21 protein-coding genes are annotated in these 21052 nt (G+C 33.5%); 12 read left to right on the top strand and 9 right to left on the bottom strand.

Going from position 1 to position 21052, the window contains the following annotated elements; translation table 11 throughout:
• Positions 1 to 178: 178 nt before the first annotated feature.
• On the bottom strand, positions 179 to 2272 hold the full coding sequence (locus ACFOZ1_RS13740; RefSeq protein ID WP_390200192.1) for an RNA degradosome polyphosphate kinase: 2094 nt from the start codon (positions 2270 to 2272) through the stop codon (positions 179 to 181).
• 192 nt (positions 2273 to 2464) lie between these two features.
• Positions 2465 to 3997 (bottom strand): Ppx/GppA phosphatase family protein, encoded by a 1533-nt coding sequence (locus ACFOZ1_RS13735; RefSeq protein ID WP_390200190.1) that lies wholly within the window; start codon positions 3995 to 3997, stop codon positions 2465 to 2467.
• A 130-nt stretch (positions 3998 to 4127) separates the two neighbouring features.
• Here ACFOZ1_RS13735 and ACFOZ1_RS13730 point away from each other — a divergent pair, with 130 nt between their 5' ends.
• On the top strand, positions 4128 to 5000 hold the full coding sequence (locus ACFOZ1_RS13730; RefSeq protein ID WP_390200188.1) for a DNA-3-methyladenine glycosylase family protein: 873 nt from the start codon (positions 4128 to 4130) through the stop codon (positions 4998 to 5000).
• Between the two features lie 3 nt (positions 5001 to 5003).
• Here the strand turns inward: ACFOZ1_RS13730 and ACFOZ1_RS13725 are convergent, their stop codons facing one another.
• Positions 5004 to 6368: a hypothetical protein gene (locus ACFOZ1_RS13725; protein ID WP_390200186.1), complete on the bottom strand. Its 1365-nt coding sequence runs from the start codon at positions 6366 to 6368 to the stop codon at positions 5004 to 5006.
• Between the two features lie 422 nt (positions 6369 to 6790).
• Between ACFOZ1_RS13725 and ACFOZ1_RS13720 the strand changes: the two genes are divergently transcribed.
• From ACFOZ1_RS13720 to ald, 7 genes are all read left to right on the top strand, one after another.
• Positions 6791 to 8911 carry an ATP-dependent Clp protease ATP-binding subunit gene (locus tag ACFOZ1_RS13720; protein WP_390200185.1) on the top strand — a complete coding sequence of 707 codons (2121 nt, stop codon included), beginning with the start codon at positions 6791 to 6793 and terminating at the stop codon, positions 8909 to 8911.
• Between the two features lie 362 nt (positions 8912 to 9273).
• On the top strand, positions 9274 to 10101 hold the full coding sequence (locus ACFOZ1_RS13715) for a dimethylarginine dimethylaminohydrolase family protein (protein ID WP_390200183.1): 828 nt from the start codon (positions 9274 to 9276) through the stop codon (positions 10099 to 10101).
• A gap of 149 nt (positions 10102 to 10250) precedes the next feature.
• On the top strand, positions 10251 to 10784 hold the full coding sequence (locus tag ACFOZ1_RS13710; RefSeq protein WP_390200181.1) for a helix-turn-helix domain-containing protein: 534 nt from the start codon (positions 10251 to 10253) through the stop codon (positions 10782 to 10784).
• A gap of 34 nt (positions 10785 to 10818) precedes the next feature.
• The gene (locus ACFOZ1_RS13705) at positions 10819 to 11028 is read left to right on the top strand and encodes a PLD nuclease N-terminal domain-containing protein (protein ID WP_390200179.1); all 210 of its coding nucleotides are present in this window, start codon (positions 10819 to 10821) and stop codon (positions 11026 to 11028) included.
• Complete coding sequence (locus ACFOZ1_RS13700; protein ID WP_390200177.1) at positions 11029 to 11934, top strand: ABC transporter ATP-binding protein; 906 nt, start codon at positions 11029 to 11031, stop codon at positions 11932 to 11934. It abuts the gene before it with no gap.
• Complete coding sequence (locus ACFOZ1_RS13695; protein WP_390200175.1) at positions 11934 to 12710, top strand: ABC transporter permease; 777 nt, start codon at positions 11934 to 11936, stop codon at positions 12708 to 12710. The genes ACFOZ1_RS13700 and ACFOZ1_RS13695 overlap by 1 nt, the downstream gene beginning before the upstream one ends.
• Positions 12711 to 12877: 167 nt before the next feature.
• Positions 12878 to 13993, top strand: coding sequence for an alanine dehydrogenase (gene ald / locus ACFOZ1_RS13690; RefSeq protein ID WP_390200174.1), 1116 nt, complete (start codon positions 12878 to 12880; stop codon positions 13991 to 13993).
• 50 nt (positions 13994 to 14043) lie between these two features.
• On the opposite strand, the gene ACFOZ1_RS13685 is transcribed toward ald, so the two are convergent.
• Entirely contained in the window at positions 14044 to 14292 is a 249-nt protein-coding gene (locus ACFOZ1_RS13685) for a YuzB family protein (RefSeq protein WP_390200173.1), read from the bottom strand.
• A gap of 189 nt (positions 14293 to 14481) precedes the next feature.
• On the opposite strand from ACFOZ1_RS13685, the gene ACFOZ1_RS13680 reads away from it, so the two are divergent.
• Positions 14482 to 15108 (top strand): helix-turn-helix transcriptional regulator, encoded by a 627-nt coding sequence (locus tag ACFOZ1_RS13680; protein ID WP_390200171.1) that lies wholly within the window; start codon positions 14482 to 14484, stop codon positions 15106 to 15108.
• Positions 15109 to 15122: 14 nt separating this feature from the next.
• Here the strand turns inward: ACFOZ1_RS13680 and ACFOZ1_RS13675 are convergent, their stop codons facing one another.
• The 4 genes from ACFOZ1_RS13675 to ACFOZ1_RS13660 form a co-directional block, all read right to left on the bottom strand.
• Positions 15123 to 15812: an LrgB family protein gene (locus tag ACFOZ1_RS13675; protein WP_390200169.1), complete on the bottom strand. Its 690-nt coding sequence runs from the start codon at positions 15810 to 15812 to the stop codon at positions 15123 to 15125.
• A gap of 4 nt (positions 15813 to 15816) precedes the next feature.
• Entirely contained in the window at positions 15817 to 16176 is a 360-nt protein-coding gene (locus ACFOZ1_RS13670; RefSeq protein WP_390200167.1) for a CidA/LrgA family protein, read from the bottom strand.
• A 116-nt stretch (positions 16177 to 16292) separates the two neighbouring features.
• Positions 16293 to 16841, bottom strand: coding sequence for a GNAT family N-acetyltransferase (locus ACFOZ1_RS13665; protein ID WP_390200166.1), 549 nt, complete (start codon positions 16839 to 16841; stop codon positions 16293 to 16295).
• 409 nt (positions 16842 to 17250) lie between these two features.
• On the bottom strand, positions 17251 to 18147 hold the full coding sequence (locus ACFOZ1_RS13660; protein WP_390200164.1) for a TIGR01777 family oxidoreductase: 897 nt from the start codon (positions 18145 to 18147) through the stop codon (positions 17251 to 17253).
• A 67-nt stretch (positions 18148 to 18214) separates the two neighbouring features.
• Here ACFOZ1_RS13660 and recX point away from each other — a divergent pair, with 67 nt between their 5' ends.
• Entirely contained in the window at positions 18215 to 19039 is an 825-nt protein-coding gene (recX, locus tag ACFOZ1_RS13655) for a recombination regulator RecX (protein WP_390200163.1), read from the top strand.
• A gap of 98 nt (positions 19040 to 19137) precedes the next feature.
• On the opposite strand, the gene ACFOZ1_RS13650 is transcribed toward recX, so the two are convergent.
• Positions 19138 to 19929: an HAD family hydrolase gene (locus ACFOZ1_RS13650; RefSeq protein ID WP_390200162.1), complete on the bottom strand. Its 792-nt coding sequence runs from the start codon at positions 19927 to 19929 to the stop codon at positions 19138 to 19140.
• Positions 19930 to 20081: 152 nt separating this feature from the next.
• On the opposite strand from ACFOZ1_RS13650, the gene ACFOZ1_RS13645 reads away from it, so the two are divergent.
• Both ACFOZ1_RS13645 and ACFOZ1_RS13640 read left to right on the top strand, forming a co-directional pair.
• The gene (locus ACFOZ1_RS13645) at positions 20082 to 20423 is read left to right on the top strand and encodes a YfhH family protein (protein ID WP_390200160.1); all 342 of its coding nucleotides are present in this window, start codon (positions 20082 to 20084) and stop codon (positions 20421 to 20423) included.
• A complete protein-coding gene (locus ACFOZ1_RS13640; RefSeq protein WP_390200158.1) occupies positions 20424 to 20693 on the top strand; it encodes a YfhJ family protein in 270 nt (89 codons plus the stop codon).
• Positions 20694 to 21052 lie beyond the last annotated feature (359 nt).

Below are 21052 nucleotides of genomic sequence, written 5' to 3'. Positions count from 1 at the left end.
ATGTGGAATAACAAAAGTAGTTCAGTTTTGGCTTACAAGATTGCGATTTGTAAGCTTGACTGAACTACTTTTTATATAGTGCAAATACCTAAAGTAAGAATGTTCCATGAAATTAAATGCGATTATTTGTACGATATTTTTGTTTGAAGTAATCAACAAGAATGTATACTTACCTCACTCATTCCTCATCTTCCAATAAGTGATACGCCATATCAAATAGGACGAGTTGAGAGTCGATTAATGGATATTTTGTTTCATTTTTAATATGTCGATACTTTCCATCTGACTGTTGTATGCGAGTTTTCGCAGTATCTTCTAACATGATTTGTAATATGTCCATAATTCTTGCTTTGATTCGGCCTTCAAAGATAGGAAACATTAACTCTACTCGCTTTACCATATTTCTTGTCATCAAATCAGCAGAAGATAAATAGATTTTCTCTTCACCATTATGATGAAAACAATAGATTCGACTATGTTCTAGAAAACGTCCAACAATGCTTCTTACAGTAATATTTTCACTAATTTTCTCGATTCCAGGCTTTAGACAACAAATGCCACGAATAATTAATTCGATTTGTACACCAGCTTGAGAGGCTTCATAAAGCTTTTGGATAAGTGGTTTGTCTGTTAATGAATTCATTTTGGCAATAATTCGACCATTACCAAATCGTTTATGATAATGAATTTCTGTATCAATATAATGAAGAATATCATTACGTATATCAAATGGAGCCATAGATAAATGATGGAAATCTGGTTTTTCTGTATAGCCACTTAAATAATTAAAGAAATTGGTCGCATCAATTCCGAACTTGCGCTTTGTCGTTACATAGGACATATCTGTGTAAAATTTAGCTGTTTGATCATTATAATTGCCTGTTCCTAAATGAACAACTCGTTCAATTTTGCCATGTGTACGTCTAACGATGAGAGTAATTTTGCTATGTGTTTTTAATGAAATCATGCCATATATTACATGACACCCTGCTTTTTCTAACATCTTAGCCCACTGAACATTATTCTCTTCATCAAATCTCGCTTTTAATTCGACTAACACAGTGACTTGCTTGCCGTTCTCTGCTGCTTTCTTAAGTCCTTCTATTATCGGAGAATCACCACTGACACGATATAATGTTTGCTTGATTGCAAGTACATCAGGGTCATCTGCAGCTTCACTGATTAAATCAACAATTGGTTCAAATGATTCGTATGGATGATGGAGAAAGACATCTCTATTTCTGACTGCATCATATATGGTTTCTCCTTCATAAATATCTTGAGCTGGCTGTGGAATTAATGTTTGGTACACTAAGTGCTCGTAATCTTTACGTAATGTACTATAGAAGTCTGATAAGAAAGTTAAATCAAGTGGACCATCAATCATATATACATCTTTATGGTGGATTTCGAGTTCGTGCAACAAATAATCAATCATTTGCTCATTTTGATGATGGCTTTCTACCTCTAGTCGGACAGCGGATCCCCATTTTCTTTTCTTTAATTCTTTTTCAATCTCTTTAAGTAAATCACGAGCACCTTCTTCATGTATTGTCATGTCAGCATTTCTTGTAATTCGAAATGTAATAATGGATGTTACTTTATAGCCTGTAAAAAATTTAGCTATGAAATAACGAATAACATCTTCTAACAAAATATACTGATGATTACTCACACAAATAAATCGGTCAAGTAATGCAGGAACTTGTACAATAGCTGTTTTTAGTTGGTCGGAATCTAAATCATATAAGTCCTCTAACTGCACAGCTAAATTAATCGATTTATTCAATAGCATTGGAAAAGCACGGTATGCATCAATCGCCATTGGTGTAAGCACTGGAAAAATATGCTCATCAAAATAAGTTTCTAATTCATTTAATTGTTGGTTAGATAATTCTTTTACAGATAATAGCTTAATCTTGTTGTCATGAAGTTCTGCTTGCAAAAAATTATAAATCGTATATTGTTCCTCGACTAATTGATGATTGAATACAGAGATTTGTGATAATTGTTCTTTTGGCGTAAGGCCCGATTTATTATCACGACGATTAAACCCTGCTTTTACTTGGTCTTTTAATCCTGCCACTCTTACCATGAAGAACTCGTCCAGGTTCGATGAGAAAATTGCTAAAAAACGTAACCTTTCCAATAATGGATTGCTTTCATCGTCCGCTTCACCTAGCACTCTTCTATTAAAAGACAACCAACTTAATTCACGGTTATTATAATTAGTGGGACGCCCCAATTCTCTTTCTAATTCAACTGTTGTCATGACAAATCATCCTTTACTTGCAATATATGAAAAAAAATTTACGAAATGAAAAAATAATTACTTTATTACTATTACTATCATAACGCTAGAGAAAGGAGTTATTGTTAAGTGTATGTAAATTTATTGTAAAAATAACTAAACAAATTTACATACACTTGTCTGACATTGGATATAAGAAAAAAAGAAAAGCTACTACTTCTTCATTGATACAAAATGAAGATCGACATCCATTTTTATGATTTTTTCTAAATGATTTTTTTGTTTTTCTGCCTGGTATTCTTCAGGGGTATAATCACCACTACAATATAGTGTAATGACAAGCTTACGCTGCTTTTTTGTTATGTCTAACTCTTTAACAATTTGCCTTTTCGTCGCATCCAAACAATAGGTGAACTTAAGCAATGCACCAAGATGCCTTAATTTTTTTCGTTCTTCTTTTAAAAACCAGTCCTTATATGGTCCGATAAATTGTTTGAAGACTGTTTTATTTTTATAAGAAGCAATAAGTGCAAGCATGAGCCTCTCTTTATGCATTAGACCATCAATGGTTCTATTCGCTAATAAATAGAAGGTGTGTTGTGCACTAGATTCTGCATCAATGTATTCACCTAAATGGCATAAGTAACTAGCACGTTTGACTAATTCCCAGTCTGTTTTCATTAGATTCATTACGCCGTTGTCTTTTAAATAGTTAAAGACAATTCTTGTTAAGTATTGGACATGCAATATTTGCTTAGGATTCAAGTTGTAGTCATTCATTAATTCTTGAATACTATCTTCTAACACATTGGGAAAAAGGGTTGTACCGATGTCTTTTGAAAGTTGCTCAAAAAATACGCCATCTCTTAATCCTTTTCTACTTAAAATGAAGCTGTCTGCTTGGATGACTTGATATAATGTATGGAAAACTTGGATTGCTGGGATAATAATATCTGCTCGATCTTTTGATAATCCTTCGACTTTTGGTAAGTCTTCTGTCTTTAAATCTGTTAAATAATTACTAATTGATTGAATATCTGTGTCATACATTTTGTATTGATGAAGCCCTGCGAGTGGATATCTCTTGATATTTTGATCGATTTGGGCAAGATTTCGTGCACTACCCCCAATAGCGACTAAAGGTACATCTTTATTTATTAGCCATGGTAAAGAGCGGAACTGTTCTGTTAAGAATTGTTTTAATTCTACTAATTCTTGTTCTGTAGGAATAGATTCACTTAAGAATTCCTTTAATGTTAACGCACCGAATGGAAAGCTGTGAGAGGCAATTAATTCACGATTTTCGAAATAGGTTACTTCAGTACTGCCACCACCAATATCCACAGTAATACCTGTAGTAATAGAAGTAGAGTTCACAACAGCAAGATAGCCGTAATACGCTTCTTCCTCTTCAGACAATATCCGAATATCTAAACCTGTTTCTATTTCAATTTTTTCTTTTATTTGTTGGTTATTTTTAGCCTGTCTAATTGTTGCTGTTGCGACACAAATGATAGAATTGACATCATATGCAGCTAACACATCTTGAAAACTTTTCAATGTGGAGATTAATTTTGAAATACCTGCATTGGATAATTTTTGATTATTGTCTAGATATGTCCGCAATCTTGCTACTGCTTTTACATTCTCTACTTCTTTTAATCTGCCGCCTTTTTCTTGCATGTAAATAACTAAACGCATTGTATTTGATCCAATATCGATAATTGCATAGAATTGCTTCTCCATTATTTATCACCTATTTTCTAGAAGGATGTATAGTGCTATTATTTATATATATTATTTTCAAAAAGTGTTTGATAAGTCTCGTTTTATTATACCACAGATATGTGCTAAAAATAGTGAATGGAGGGGTTGTATGTTACTTGAAAAGATAAGAATAAAGGATCATTATGCTATTGATTATGTATTAATGCGAATGTCATTTGACCCATTAAATATGGTGAATTTGGAAGAACGAGTGGTAAAGCTTCCTTATAGAAATGAAAAAATTAATAAAGTAGTCACAGTTCAAATCAGTAAAGAAGATGGAGAGCTCATTTTTACTATTGAAGCAGATGTAGAAGAGGATAAGGAGCAAATTGTAGCATTTGTACAAGATATATTTCAATTACAGGAAGACCTGGAAAAAGTACAACTTCATTTTGCGCAAACGAATTTAACTACATTGTTTAAGCAGTATCCTTTTACACCTGTTGTAAAGGAAGTAGGATTATATCCATGTTTAATTAAAACAATCATACATCAACAATTGAATCTCACTTTTTCTCATATATTAACGGAAAGATTTGTGCATACATACGGAAAACAAATAGATGGTGTTTGGTTCTATCCAACGCCCGAGGATGTTGCTGTTTTATCTTATGAAGATTTACGTGCGCTCCAGTTTAGTTCGAGAAAAGCAGAATATATTATCGATACATCTAGAGCGATTGCCGAGGGGGAGTTAGATTTAAATCAATTAAAAGAAGAAAGCGATGAAGCTATTATAAGAGAATTAATAACTTATCGAGGAATTGGAAAATGGACAGCACAAAATTGGTTGTTGTTTGGTCTTGGTCGAAAGAACTTATTTCCTATGGCAGATATAGGGATACAGAATGCATTAAAAAAGTATTTGCAGCTAGAGAAGAAGCCTACAATAGAACAAATGGTTACATTCTCAAAAGATTGGGAGCCGTATTTAACCTATGCGACAATGACATTATGGCGAAGCATTGAGACAAGTTAATGATTAACGTGTCCCAATGCTTACTAATATATCTTGGTAATTTTTAGCGTTCGTTTGGTCATTTAATGCTAGATAACATTTCTCCAAATATTGAATTGCTGCTATGTTATCTGGATATAGCTCCATTTCCCATTCAAAGCATGGAATAGCTTTGTCGTATTGCTTCAAATTATAGTATTTCTCACCAAGCTGGTATTGTTGATCAGGATTATTTTCCATTGTTTGCATATCTTTTAATTGCTGAACAATCGGCAGTTTTAGCTCAATGGATGATGTCAGATCTAGCAATTCGTCTAATGTACAACTTTTTAATAATTTCCATGTAATATGTTCAGTCCATTTAGTTAACTGCTCTTTGTTATTACCATAATGTTGAATTAAGAAAGGAAATACTTTGTCCTTTTCAACAAGTAACACATTTGTGTCTAGCTTAGGCAATATGGTATCTAATATTGCTTGGTTAGCTAGGGATGGGTGTTCCATATAGGCTAGGAATACATTGGAATAAGCATGATAATCATATAGTTTAGCGATGATTGCCTCATGGAAGATGTTGTTATCTAATAAGGATTGCCAAAATTCAACAGCAATCTGTTTTGTTGTGATGTTTTGTAATAAAACATCAATAAGGTCAAATGTATTTCGATTAATAGGAGAGCTATTCGCCTGGATGAGTTGGTATTGTAAGGCAAGTTCATCAAATAGACGTCCTTCATCATGGAATAACTTTGTCATGTATGTGACGACTTTTTTGTTATCGTTATTCCAGGCTCTGGCCTCGATATAGAGGGGATCATTTAATTCATCAAGATGTTGTTCATAATGTGTATATTTATTTTGATACTTTTGGAAATCTAAATGTTGAATCATATCTGAAGCAAAGGAATGCGATGGATCTGCTTGTAATATACTGATGAGTACCTTGTAGGATTTATATAATTGTCCATTTCTACGATAGTGGTAAAATGTTTTTTTACATAGATCATGAAGTAGTTTAGGTTCATAAAAATTATTAAATAATGTGAGTATAAAGAGAGTTTCTGTTTCGTTGTATTTATCTTTAAGATGTTGGAACATTTGTTTAGATGAAGAGCTACGCAAATTGGTCTGTTGTGAAAGAAAAACTTTTGTAAGAGGATGTGTAGATGAATAACTATTCCCTTCTGTAAGTGCATAGTATAAGAAGGAGTTACGCTTAATATCTGTGACTCTTTTGATATTAATAAAATCATTTTTGTAAAAAAGTGCGATATAATATTGACCTTTACGATCTGTTGCTTCAATTAATTTTGCTTGTTTATAGAGTACCATTTTCTCAATGGTCATTGTTATAGTCTTTTTGTTATGGAGAAAAGAAATAGTTGTCATAAAAAATTCATCTCCCTTTTGTCTTAGTATCTTTATCATATCATAATAAAAATTCGTGTGGAAGAAATTGCCCATGTTAAATATATGTAAAGTTTGTCAGGAAGATGTGTGTGGAAACAAGATCATGTGATACACTGCAATAAAAAACCTTAGGGGGATTTTTTTCATGAGAGAATTATTATGGTCCATTCTTGTTGCTATTATTATCTTGTTCATTCCTTTTAGTGTTGTAATATAAATAAGTGCAGCTTATCTTATCGATTCAAATGAAACCAAGCACAATCTGTTGCTTGGTTTTTTTCATACAAAAAAATTTTGAGCATAAGTATTGAAAGTCAAAAAAGGTCAGAGTATAATAAAAACATAAGGTCAAAGATAGTCAAAGTCAAATTGACCAGTACAAATTGAAGGAGGAATAATATATGAAATGTCAACAATGTGGAACACGTCAAGCAACAATCAATGTTAGCCTTCGATTTAATGAACACCAAAAAACGTTACATGTATGTGATACATGTTTTCAAGACATTAAAAATGAAATGAAACAACCAACAAACTTCTTTGGAGAGCATGAGTCTGATGCGTTTTTTGATTCATTTAATCATTCAAGCAATCAACCACATGCAAAAACATATACAAAAAATCGTAAAGGTAAAAATGGTTTGTTAGACCAATTAGGCAAGAATCTAACAGATGCAGCAAGAGCGGGGTTAATTGATCCTGTAATCGGCCGTGATGTCGAAGTGAAGCGAGTGATTGAGACACTAAACAGACGTAACAAAAACAATCCTGTCCTAATTGGAGAACCAGGTGTAGGTAAAACAGCTATTGCAGAAGGCTTAGCATTAAAAATTACAGAAGGAAATGTTCCGACAAAATTAATGAACAAAGAAATCTATTTATTAGATGTTGCATCATTAGTAGCAAATACAGGTGTTAGAGGGCAATTTGAAGAAAGAATGAAGCAACTTGTTCAAGAATTACAAGAACGTCAAAATGTGATTGTATTTGTTGATGAAATTCATTTACTCGTAGGTGCAGGAACAGCAGAAGGTTCACAAATGGATGCAGGTAATATTCTTAAGCCGGCACTTGCAAGAGGAGAATTACAATTAATTGGTGCAACCACATTAAGAGAATATCGCAAAATAGAAAAAGATGCTGCATTAGAGAGAAGATTCCAACCTATTATGGTAAAAGAACCAACACTAGATGAAGCAATTTTAATACTAAAAGGATTAAAAGAGAGATATGAGAAATATCATCAAGTGACATATCCAGATACTGTAATAGAAGCGTGCGTGAATTTGTCTAAACGTTATATCCAAGATAGATTTTTACCAGACAAAGCAATTGATTTAATGGATGAAGCTGGTGCAAGGTTGAATCTAGAAGTATCGGAAACAGATAGCGATATGCTACAGAAGCGATTAGACGAAATTAATAAAGAGAAAATGGAAGCAGCAGAAAAAGAAGATTATGAGCGAGCGGCAAATTTAAGACACGAAGAAATTAAGCTTGAGAAGAAATTAGCTGAAGCCAAAGAAACACCAAAGGCTGAAGTAACAATAGAAGATATCCAATTAATTATGGAAGAAAAAACAGGCATTCCTGTTCGCAAAATGCAATCAGATGAAAGAGCGAAGATGAAAAATCTAAGCCAAAGCTTAGAGAAAAAAGTGATTGGCCAGCAAGTGGCAGTCGAAAAAGTAGCAAAAGCAGTAAGAAGAAAGAGTGCAGGCTTAAAAGCAAAAAATCGACCAATCGGATCATTTCTTTTTGTAGGTCCAACAGGTGTAGGTAAAACAGAATTAACCAAAGCTCTAGCGGAAGAGTTGTTTGGAACAAGAGAAGCAATGATTCGTCTAGATATGAGTGAATACATGGAAAGACACGCTGTATCCAAAATTATCGGTTCACCACCAGGATATGTAGGCCATGAAGAAGCAGGACAATTAACAGAAAAAGTCCGCCGAAATCCATATAGTATACTATTATTAGATGAAATAGAGAAAGCACACCCAGATGTACAGAATATGTTCCTACAAATTATGGAAGATGGGCATTTAACAGATAGTCATGGAAGAACAGTTAGCTTTAAAGATACTGTTATTATTATGACAAGTAATGCAGGTACAGGTGTGAAACAGATTACAGTTGGATTTACGAACGAGAACAATGAAGCAGTCTCCACATTGGAGAATTTGAGTGGTTACTTTAAACCAGAATTCTTAAATCGATTTGATGCGATTATTCCATTTAATGAGCTAACAAAAGAAAATATAGTACAAATTGTTGATCTAATGCTGATGGAGTTAGAAGATCAGTTGAAAGAAGAAGGATTAACAATTAGTATTACAGAAGATGCAAAAGCATTCCTTGCAGAAAAGGGGTATGATCCACGTTTTGGTGCACGTCCACTTCGTCGTGTGATCCAAGACAAAATAGAAGATGGAATTACAGATCTGATTCTTGAAGAAGATGCTGTTGAGGCAATAAGCATTCGTTTTGAAAATGGGGACATCGTAGTCGCAAAAGGATAAGAGAATATGTGAAAGAAAACCTGATTTCATCTGCAAAAAAGTAGATGAAATCAGGTTTTATCATTAGCGATTCTCGAACTAATTAGGGTATTTCGATGTTTCTTTTTGTGCGTAAAAAGGAATAGTATTATTGAAACATAACTTTGAATGTTAAAATAACAAAACTAAAAAAATTAGGGTTTTTCATTTTTTTATGTTTCATTCCCATCGCCTCCAATAATTATTTACAATGTATTGTTTTAACGTATTTTAAGAATAGCATCGATTCTTTTTATGTAAAATAAACTTGTTAGAATATATAACCAAGTTTTTGAACGATTTGTGTGGAGTAGGGGCAATTTAGTAAAAGGAGGGGGTCACTGATGATTAACCAAGAGACAGAATATGGTGTATTGAAAAAGGTAATAGTCTGTCCACCAACATATATGGAGATAAAGAAAGTGATTAATGAAACACAGAAGCATTACGAAAATGAAAATATTGATGTAGCTGTAGCAGTAACAGAACACGAAAATTTTGTTGCAGTTCTAAAATCACACAATGTAGAGGTTATTGAATTAGAACCGAAACCACAACTAAATGAGCAAGTTTTTACAAGAGACATTGGTTTTGTAATTAATAAGCAGGCATTTCTAGCGAAGATGCAAAGAGAAATAAGAAAACCAGAAGTGGAGGAAGTAGAAAAGTATTTTGAACAAAATGATCTTTCTTATAAGAAGGTTACTGTTCCATCAATCGAAGGTGGAGATGTTATTGTTGCACCAGATCACGTTTTTGTCGGATTATCAGAACGAACTACCAAGCAAGCAGTAAAGAGTCTAGAGTTAGAAGTACCAAATAAACAAATCATTCCGTTAACTTTACGAGATGATATTCTACATTTGGATTGTGCGTTCAATATTATTAGTGAAAAAGAAGCTTTGATTTATCGTGAGGCTTTTACCAAAGAGGATATGGATATACTCAAAAAACATTATGAATTAATCGAAGTGACAGAAGAAGAACAATTTACATTAGGTACAAATGTTTTATCAATCGGCAATAAAACCATTCTCTCTTTGCCAGAAAATAAACAGGTAAATACGGAACTGAGAAAGCGAGACTACACCATTATAGAAGTTCCATTTTCAGAAATTATTAAATCAGGTGGATCATTCCGTTGTTGTACAATGCCTATAGAGCGCTTATAAATTCAATATAAGAATCGGAAGAGCTTTCTTACAAAAAGGAAAGCTCTTTTTTTATTAAAAGTAACTATTTTTAATAAAAAAACTTGATTATTATCAAAAATAATAATAATATAATAATTGAGAATATTAGATAAGGAGTCCACATATCAATGAAAAAATGGAAGCAAATTTTACACCCAGTTCGAATGGAAATTATTCAAATACTCGCTGGTGGTAAAAAATACACGCCAGCACAAATTGCCACATACATTCCGACGATTCCAAAAGCTACTTTATACCGGCATATCAAATTTCTACATGACAACGGCATTATTGTGGTGGATGAAGAGATACAGAAAAGGGGGACGGTAGAGAAAGTGTATAAATTAGAAATGGATGCTAGTAGGCTTTCACAAAAAGAAATTGAGAATTTTACTAAAGAAGAACATCTAGACTTATTTACACATTTCATCTCAGGAGTAGTAAATGATTATGGTAATTATTTGAATAAAGACAACATTGACTTATACAGAGATGGTGTAGGCTATAGTCAAGCAATCCTATATTTATCTGATGAAGAATTTCTAGAAATGAGTACGCAATTAAGAGATTTATTTATGAAATATCAAATAAATGAACCAACATCAGAAAGAAAAAAACGCAAATTCACAACAATTATTATGCCAGATGAGCAGAAAGAGTAATGCAACAAATTAAAAAAAAGAGGAGTGAGTGAAAATGGCATTAGAAATAGCAAAATTAACTGAAATGCTACCAATTATTGCACCAATTCTTATTATCCAATTTATACTGATGATTGTCGCTATTATTTCTTTAGTAAAAACAGAAGCAACAAATGGTCCGAAATGGTTATGGGCGATTATTATTGTAGTCGTAAACATTATCGGTCCTGTACTTTACTTTATTATCGGTAGGAGGCAAGAATAAATGACTGTCGTAACTGTTCAACAATTATCTAAAAAATTTAAGACAACAGAAGTCGTGAAAGATATAACTTTCCAATTAGAAAAAAACAGATGTGTTGCACTTTTAGGTCCAAATGGTGCAGGAAAAACAACGACATTACGTATGTTATCTGGTTTATTAAAACAAACAAAAGGGACCATTCAGTTTGAGAATCAAAATGGAAAAGATATGCGCTATTATATTGGTTATTTGCCACAATATCCTGTTTTTCATTCATGGATGACAGGTAAAGAATTTCTCGTATATGTTGGGAAATTAGCTTATTTAACAAGTCAAGAAGCGGCAAAAAGAGCAGATGAATTACTAAAAAAAGTCGATATTTATGAGGCGAGAAATAAAAAAGTAGCAAGTTATTCTGGTGGTATGAAACAACGATTAGGAATCGCCCAAGCAATGATTCATCAACCTAAACTGTTAATATTGGATGAACCTGTTTCTGCGCTTGATCCTATTGGGCGTCGTGAAGTATTAACATTAATGGAAGAACTAAAAAAACAAACAACCATCCTTTTTTCAACACATATCCTAAATGACGCTGAAGAAGTTAGTGATGATTTATTAGTGATGCATAAGGGTGAATTAGTCGAAGCAGGCTCGATAGAAGCACTCCGAAATAAGCACCAAAATGCAAAATTTGAATTAGAAATTGTCGGAGATATACATGACTATATCGATACAATCAGAGAGAGTGAATTTGTGGATACAATTGAACAAATGAAAAATACGCTCCATATCTATGTGCACAATGTAGAAAATGCAAGACAGGATATTTTGTCAAAAGCAGTAGCAAAAAAATGGCCTGTGACAAAGTTTGAATTAAGTAGAACATCCTTGGAAGATATGTTTATGAAGGTGGTGACAAAGTAATGCAATGGATTACTATATTTCAAAAAGAGTTGTTAGAAGATTGGCGTAATTATAAATGGATTTGGGTACCACTTGTTTTTATCATTTTATGTATTATGGATCCACTTAGCACGTATTACTTACCGCAAATTCTTGATGCTGTGGGAGGATTACCTGAAGGCACATTGTTAGAAATTCCTGAAACATTACCCGAAGATGCAATCATGATGAGTCTTGCCCAACTAAGTATGATAGGAGTAACCATTGTTGCAGCGGTTTCTATGGGAGTGATTGCAGGAGAACGCAAAAGTGGTGTTGCCGAAATGATTCTTGTGAAGCCTGTACATTATTTTTCATATATTACAGCAAAATGGGCTGCTAAAGCATTATTAATTCTTGCGAGTTTTTTGATTGGGATGCTTGCAAGCTGGTATTATGTCAATTTACTATTTGGTGAAATTGATTTCCAACAATTTATACAAACAGTGTTCTTTTATTTTATATGGTTACTATTTGTATTAACGTTGACTACCTTCTTTAATACATTAGTGAAGTCACCAGGACTTGTACTTTCATTTACATTAATCACACTACTTTGTATGTCAATATTTAATCAAATTTTTTCACACACATTCACATGGTTTCCGAATACAATCAGTCGATATATCCTTCAAATGCTTCACGAAGGAGCGATTCCAAGTGAACTGTGGGGTGCAACAATTGTTACATTAGTCCTATCATTAGTGATTTTAATTTCTTCCAATTATATTTTTAAAACAAAAGAAATGGCGGATTAATGAATAAAAAGCAACTATCATAGCGGTAGTTGCTTTTTCTCTTCACTCCAGTCACTACGTTTCTAAACGGGCGTTTCCGCTTTTGTTTTACGTTACGCATTGTGTTAAATGGGGAATAGAATAATACAGTTACAACATCACATACTATCATAGAGAGGGTGAGAAGATTGAAAATTGGGATTCCACAAGAAGTGAAAAATAATGAGAATAGAGTTGCGTTAACTCCATCTGGTGTGCTTTCACTAGTCCAAAAAGGTCATGAAGTGTATGTAGAGACAGGTGCTGGTATTGGGAGTGGCATTACGGATGACATGTATAAGGAAAGTGGTGCGCGGATTGTTTCTACTGCTAGTGAAGCATGGAAACAGGAGTTAATTGTTAAGGTAAAAGAACCGCAAAAAGAAGAATTTGCACTTATGCAAGAAGGGCAATTGTTATTTACGTACCTACATTTGGCTGCAGAAAAAGAAGTAACAGAAGCACTGTTAGAGAAAAAAATCACTGGAATTGCTTACGAAACCATTCAAACAAAAAATGACGAATTGCCATTGTTAACACCAATGAGTGAAATAGCTGGTCGTATGTCTGTACAAATCGGTGTACACTTTCTAGAAAAAATAAATGGTGGAAAAGGTGTATTAGTTGGTGGGGTACCAGGTGTAAATAAAGCGAATGTGATGATTATAGGTGGTGGAATTGTAGGGACAAATGCAGCCAAAATAGCGATTGGTATGGGTGCAAATGTGACGCTACTTGATATAAATATTCAACGACTAAGAGAACTAGAAGTGATGTTTGATGGGAAGATCAAGACACTTGCATCAAATGAATATAATATCAGTCAACAAGTAAGAGACGCTGATTTATTAATAGGAGCAGTTCTTATTCCAGGTGCAAAAGCGCCCCGACTTGTGACAGATGAAATGGTACAATCAATGGAAAAAGGATCTGTTATTATTGACGTTGCTGTGGATCAAGGTGGATCGATTGAAACGATTGATCATATTACCACACATGAACACCCCATTTATGAAAAGCATGGTGTGCTTCATTATGCTGTTGCCAATATACCAGGAGCAGTTCCAAAAACAGCAACATATGCTTTAACGAATATGACACTCCCATATATTGAAAGATTAGCAACATACGGTCTTGAAGCATACGCACAACAAAATGTAGCATTTAGCAAAGGAATCAACACATACAATGGTCACATTATACACGAAGCAGTAGCAAAAGAATTCGACAAGCGATTTATAGATGTAGAAGGTTTGTTTGCATGAAGTACAAAAGCACCGTATCCTGAAGTTATTCATCGGATACGGTGCCTTTCTTATTCATATACAGCTAATTCTTCTTCAATTGCCTGACGAATCTTCGCAAGTGTCTCTTCTGGTGTTTTGCCATGAATTCGTTTATTGTTCACCATTGCATATGGCTTTAACCGACATAACCCACAGAAATTCAAACAATCATTAATTAATACAGCAACCTCAGGGTACTCTGACTCAATTAAATGCTCTATATTTGGAATGGAAAGTAACAGGTTACTATCACATATTTCTACAACAACAATACCCATTTTAATCACCTACTATCTGTTCTTGTATGACATTTTTCACAGTATAAATGTTCATTGTCCTATATATTAAAGATATAATGTAGATTTTGTCTAATTAAAAGGATTATACAATGGAGTTATAATGTGAAATTGAACTACTTTTCAAATTTAGAAGTTAAAAAAATAATACGAGAAAAGGTGGTTATCTAAATGATTAAACAATTGTCAACAAGAGACCGAATTTTAGAATTGCTTAAAAAGAATCATACATTATCTGTGAGTGGAATCAAAGAATACATCGACATTACCGAAATGGCAGTAAGAAAGCACTTAGTAAAACTAGAAGCTGAGAAATTAATCAAATCTAAGAGTATCAGACAACCAATGGGTCGACCAGTTATTTATTATCAACTAACAGACAATGGAGAGAACTTATTTCCACGTAGTTATGATACATTAACAATGGACTTTCTTTCAGATATTGAAGAAACAATGGGGATAGAAGCCATTGATACGTTATTTGAAAATAGAGAAAAACGACTACTGAAAAAATATAAACGTCGGATTTTTGCTGATGATACATTACAAGAGAAAGTGAATGCCCTTGTAAAAGTACAGAGAGAAAATGGCTATATGTCTGAATTCCATGAAGAAGACGACAAAACAATGTCATTCTCTCAATATAATTGTCCAATTGCAGCAATTGCCCATAAGTATGATAAGCCATGTGAATGTGAATTACAATTATTTAAATCCGTGTTAGGAACAGATAAAGTAAAAAGAGTAGAATGCATAGCAAAAGGTGGCAATGCTTGCAAATACATTGTTCAAAAGTGAGCAGGTTATTTCACTTATCCTAATACATGTAAGATAGCTGGTGCTAATATTGATACAATGATTGCAGTAATAGTCATAGATAGTGCACTAACAGCGCCAGCTAATTCGCTTTTTTCTAATACTTTTGCTGTACCAATGGCATGAGAAGCAGTACCAATACCGATTCCTTGCGCGACAGGATGTGTAACTTTCGCTAATTTTAGCAAGATTGGACCGAGCATCGCACCAGCTAAACCAGCAATCATAACAAAGACTGCTGCTAAAGAGATATTTCCATCTACTGTTTTAGTAATGCTGAGAGCGACAGGTGTAGTCACAGATTTAGAAGCCATCGTGTGGATAATTGTCGTATCAAATCGCAATAAAATTGTCAATACAACTCCAGATAGAATCCCAACAATGGAGCCGAAACTAATACCGATTATAATTACTTTAGCGTATTTCTTAATTAATGCACGTTGCCTATACAATGGTAATGCTAATGCAACAACCAATGGACCGAGAAAGAAGTTAATCCATTGTCCACCAATCATGTACGTATCATAGGAGATTGGTGTATAGAACAATAACACTACCAATAGAACAGATACAGTTACGATAGGTAATGTGAATGGATTAGGAAACATACTATATAGTTTTTTGCTTAATATATAAAGAATAATTGTTAGGATTAGGAATACAGCACCAATCATAATATCTCTCATTATTCTACTCCTCTTTTCCCATAATTTTTTGTGTTAACAGCCCTGTAGTATAGATAACAATGATTGTACTAATTAATGCAATGCCAAGCATAAGTAATCCTTTTCCAGCGAACACATGTAGTAAATTCACAATGCCAACTGTAACAGGAATAAAAAACAAAGGCATATCTTTCAGAAGTAAATCAAGTCCGTCCTTTATAAACTTCTCAGGTATGATCCCTGTTAGTAAAAGAATTAAAAATAGTAGCATTCCAATAATGCTACCAGGGATGATGAGTGACAGACTTGATTGAATCCATTCGCCAATATAGAAAAAAAGGAAAAGTACACTTATTTGCAATACTATTTTGATGACTTTCTTCATTACTAGTTCCCCCAAAAAAGTTTGTAAAACTATCAAATGTATTACTGAAATAAAAAAACACCTAAGGAAGTAGGCATACTATTAATAGTAGCACTACATCCTATAGGTGACAAATATTACATCGCTTCTTCGCCTTCTTTTGCCGTTTCTTGATGAGTGAAGTAGCTTTCTTTTGTAATGACGTAAATATCATAGATTGGATCATCTGATGATTCATTTACTTTATCAAATATTTCTGGATAGCTTTCATTTGCATACATCACATATGGAACTTTCAAAATGGCTTTAGATGAACGAATATTCGTCCGGCGTATTTTAATAAAAATGGCATCTAATCCATAATCATAAAAAAGTTCACTGAAGAACGCATCTTTTGCAAGTTTGTTATACCCTTTTCCAAAGTATGGTTTGCCAATCCATGTAGCAAGAAATCCTGCATTATTCTCGATGTCAAATAGATTAATAGTACCAATAGGATTACAATATTCATCAAGAATTGTACGCGAAATTAATTCCCCGTTCTCTTCTGCTTCGATTGTCTTCTTTGTTAAGAAGTAAAACTCATCACTTGAATATGCTTTATGTCTAACATACGGAAACACTTCCGGATGCGTCATTAATTCATATAGTAAAGGGGCGTCATGTAATTCTCTTTTTTTAAGCATAAAAAATCCCTCCTAAAATGGGGAGGGTGTTCTGGAAAAAAGGCAAACAAATGCCAGTGTAGTGTCCATCCACCCTCGAATTTTTATCAAAAAGCCACAAAAATTCGGGGTGGGAATCGAACCCACTAGAACCAACAAGTGTACATGCTGGTGGCGCACCATTTGCCTTCCCTATATCTTAACAACGTCACTTGTTGTAACAATTAACACAATGTAACAAGGATTACTGAAAAATCCTATCCTTATATTACACAATACTATATATGTTGTAAATAGATTTTTGTTAAAAAAATCGAAAAAAATCGTCGTATTAATTAGTAATATTAAGAAAAATTTAAATATATTACATTTAGTTAATAATTCATCAGTTTTTGAACGAATTTGACCGAATATAGCGAAAAAATCGAAATTATCTGAAAATTGATCGGAGTGCGTCATGAACATTTGTATAGTTAAATGAATAGTGGTGTTGCATTGCTTTTTCTGGTAATACTTTCTGTCCTTCAGTAATTAATATACTCATCTCCCCGAGTAGTGTTTTAATGGCAAAAGAAGGAACGGGAAGATAATTTGGTCGATGTAAAACATTTGCTAATTGTTCAGATAATTGTCTGTTCGTGACAGGATGTGGTGCAGTCACATTGAGCGGCCCTTTAATTTGTTCTGTTAAAGCAAATTGTATTAAACCGACGACATCATCAATATGCACCCAAGATACCCATTGCTCTCCATTTCCAATTCTTCCTCCAATGTAATATTGAAATGGTTTAGCCATTAATGGGAGTGCTCCATCTTCGCCAAATATGACACCGAAACGTGCAAGTACTGTTCGTATATCCATAGATGTAGCTTCAAGTGCTGTTTTCTCCCATGCTTCTGTTACTTCAGCAAGAAAATCATTCCCTTTGTCAGGACTTCTCTCAGTGAATTCTAGCGATTGTGATGTACCGTAATAGCCAATAGCAGATGCATTAATAAATACGTTCGGCTTTACTGGCATCTGACGCATTAATTCTATCAGCTCATATGTTGCATTGATTCTGCTCTGGTAGATACGGTCTTTTTTACTTTTTGTCCAATAACCGAATAATGTATCACCAGCTAAATTAATGACAGCATCTATTGTGGGAAGATGTGCTAATGGTTGATCCTCGTCATGTAACCATCTAATATAGCGTACCTGATTTGTTTCTTCATATTTATCTGGATTCCTTGTTAAAATATAAATTTGATTATCATTATTCTGTAATCTTGCTATTAAATGTGTACCAACAAATCCAGTACCACCAGCAATTAATATATTCATCTTGTGCCCTCCTAATTTTGTAGAACGAATGTTTGTATGGTAAACTATTGACTAGAGGTGAAGAAAAATGCCAATTATAACTAAGATATCTGTTCAGAAAAAATTAAAGCATCGATATAATATTTTTTTGAAAGAAAATGAAAATGATAAAGAATATTATGGCTTCAGCATAGATGAAGATTTACTTATCTCTTATCATTTGCATAAAGGTCAACAATTAAATCAAGATCAATTGACTCAAATACAAGAAAAAGATACCTCTTATAAAGTATATACCCAATCTTTGAAGTATTTAAGTTATAGAATGCGTTCAAAGCAAGAATTAATCAAATATTTACAAAGTAAAGAGATGGAAATGTCTTATATTGATGAAGTAATAACCAGATTAGAGCGAGAAGGGTTACTTGATGATTTAGCATTTAGCGAAGCATTAGTACGTACTAGAATGGAAACATCGTCTAAAGGTCCACTTCTAATTAAGAAGGAATTAATGGATAAAGGCATTGCACCGAATTATATAGAACAAGCGCTGAGTCACTTTACATATGAGAAACAATTAGATAAATTGCATAAATTATATGAAAAGAAAATGAACCGTACATCTAAGAAATCTTATAAACAACAATTAGATACGGCAGTACAATCTCTTATTCAAAAAGGATACACGATGGAAGTCATTAAAGAAATGCTTTCACAAATCAACACAGATAAAGATATGGATGAGGAAAAAACAGCATTATACCATCAAGGCGAAAAGTTTCTTCATAAATACAAACGAAAAAAGACAGGATTTGAATTGGAACAAGCAATCAAAGCAGCATTATATCGAAAAGGATTCGATCAAGAACTTATTCAACAATTTATAGAAGAATATGTGAAGAATGATGGGTAAGGAAATGTCTTTATACAAAATACCGCTCCACTCCTTATTCCGTTTACACGTATAAGAAGTGGAGCGGTGCAAATAATCCATAGAAATAATGATTTGTATTATTGATGGATAAGTGATGTGATTTGATGAATGGCATCTTTCACATCGTGTACAACATAATTTGCTTTTTGTCTTACTTCAGTTGGTGCATCCTTCATTGCAAAGCTATAATCCGTTAAACCGAACATTGGAACATCATTGAAGGAATCTCCAATTACAGCAATTTCATTTGGCTCGATCTCTAGTTGTTTTGCTAGACGTAACAAACCATCAGCTTTGCTAACCCCTTTAGGAACAATATCAAGGCATGTGGGATCAGAAATATATGTTTCGATATATTGTGAAAATTGTGCCTCTATCTCTATTTGAACAGAGACAAGTTGAGTTGTTTCACCAATAATCATGAATTTACTTACATGAATGTCCTCACCATAACGGTCAGCAAAATCGATTCCTTCCACTAAAGGATAATACAAGAAATTTTCTAAAGATTTGATTTGCTCATTTTTCTTAGAAATATAAAATTCATCAGCTGTTGTTACACAAACAAGGTTAGGTAGTGATGTAATCTGTTCATGAATGAGTTTACTAATCGACCCGTCAAATGTATGTGCATGTAAAGAGGAGTTATTTACATCCACAACGAATGCACCATTTTGACTGACACGGTACGCTTTTTGATTCATTTCTTTACAAATTTCAACAATATCACGGTCCATTCTACCCGTAGCGATTGCAAAGTCTATATCTAATTTCTCTAATGATTTAATTGCATGTATGTCATCATCTTTTATTAAATTTTGTTTCTTTAATAATGTCCCATCTAAATCTGTTGCAAATAATTTTATCATTTCTATGTCCCCCTCTAACAGATATTATACAATACATGTAAATAGAGTCGATAGTTTTTGTTCCATTTCTAATTATGCTAAAATAAAGTCAGATTAAATCAAGTATATAAATTGTAGTGATGAATCGTATAAAATAAGCGGTGGTGAAGCAAATGGAGCGTAGATATAGTACCTACACAGTAGAAGAACTTCGTAAGGAAATTGCTACATTAAAAGAAAAAGTTCAAAAAGCAGAACAATTAGGTAATGTAAGCGAATTTGAAATACTTCAACGAAAAATGCAGATGGCTGCAGCCTATTTAGTGAACCCTAAAGATTTCGAAAAAGGAAAACGATATGAAATGGTAGGCGATCCAGGACAACAATTTGAAATCACATATATTAATGGTGTGTTCGCATGGGGACATCGTGTGAATTTATTAGGTGAGAAATTTGAAGAAGAAGAAGCGGTACCATTATCGATTCTAGGTGAGAAAGTGGAGAAGGTGAAGTAAATGCATGAAGCTATCGAAATGTTAGCAGAAGAATTAAAAGCAAGAAATCCTCAATTATCGACAATTGAAGCAAGAAGTTGGGTGGAATTGCTTTGGGAAGATTTTGAATCAACAAGGGCGAAAGCAGGTAGAAAATACGAAGGTGTGGAAATGACAAAGCGAATCGTTCAATATTGGATTAAACAATATGGATCAAACTTAGAAGAATTTGCTGAGCGTCATCCGAAATATAGTAAAATGATCTATGGCAATCGTGATCAATTGCATTAATAAATGTTTTTAAATAAAAAAGAATAACCATTGTTCTTTATACAAAACACGAATGAGGCCATAACTATTGGTTGGCAATGAAACGATGATACGACATAAATCTAATTAGTAATATTGAAATGAATTGTGTGCGTATAACCCGCTCCGGCTTGTCCGTTTCCCTTTCCGTGGGTTTTTACCCTAAGCTAACTTTTTTAGCAAAGGGCGCTAAAAAAGTGGATCTTAGGGTAAAAACATCCCACAGGAGTGGAAACGGACGCCTATGCTTTTTTAGACTCTACAATTAAAGTACTCATAAAAATTCCATATCGGCAATGATTTGGTCTTTATATTCCGTTATCATTAGGAACAAAATACTC

The organism is Gracilibacillus marinus (genome assembly GCF_042651725.1).
Classification (GTDB): domain Bacteria; phylum Bacillota; class Bacilli; order Bacillales; family Amphibacillaceae; genus Gracilibacillus; species Gracilibacillus marinus.
This window is presented reverse-complemented; position numbering and strand designations above follow the sequence as displayed.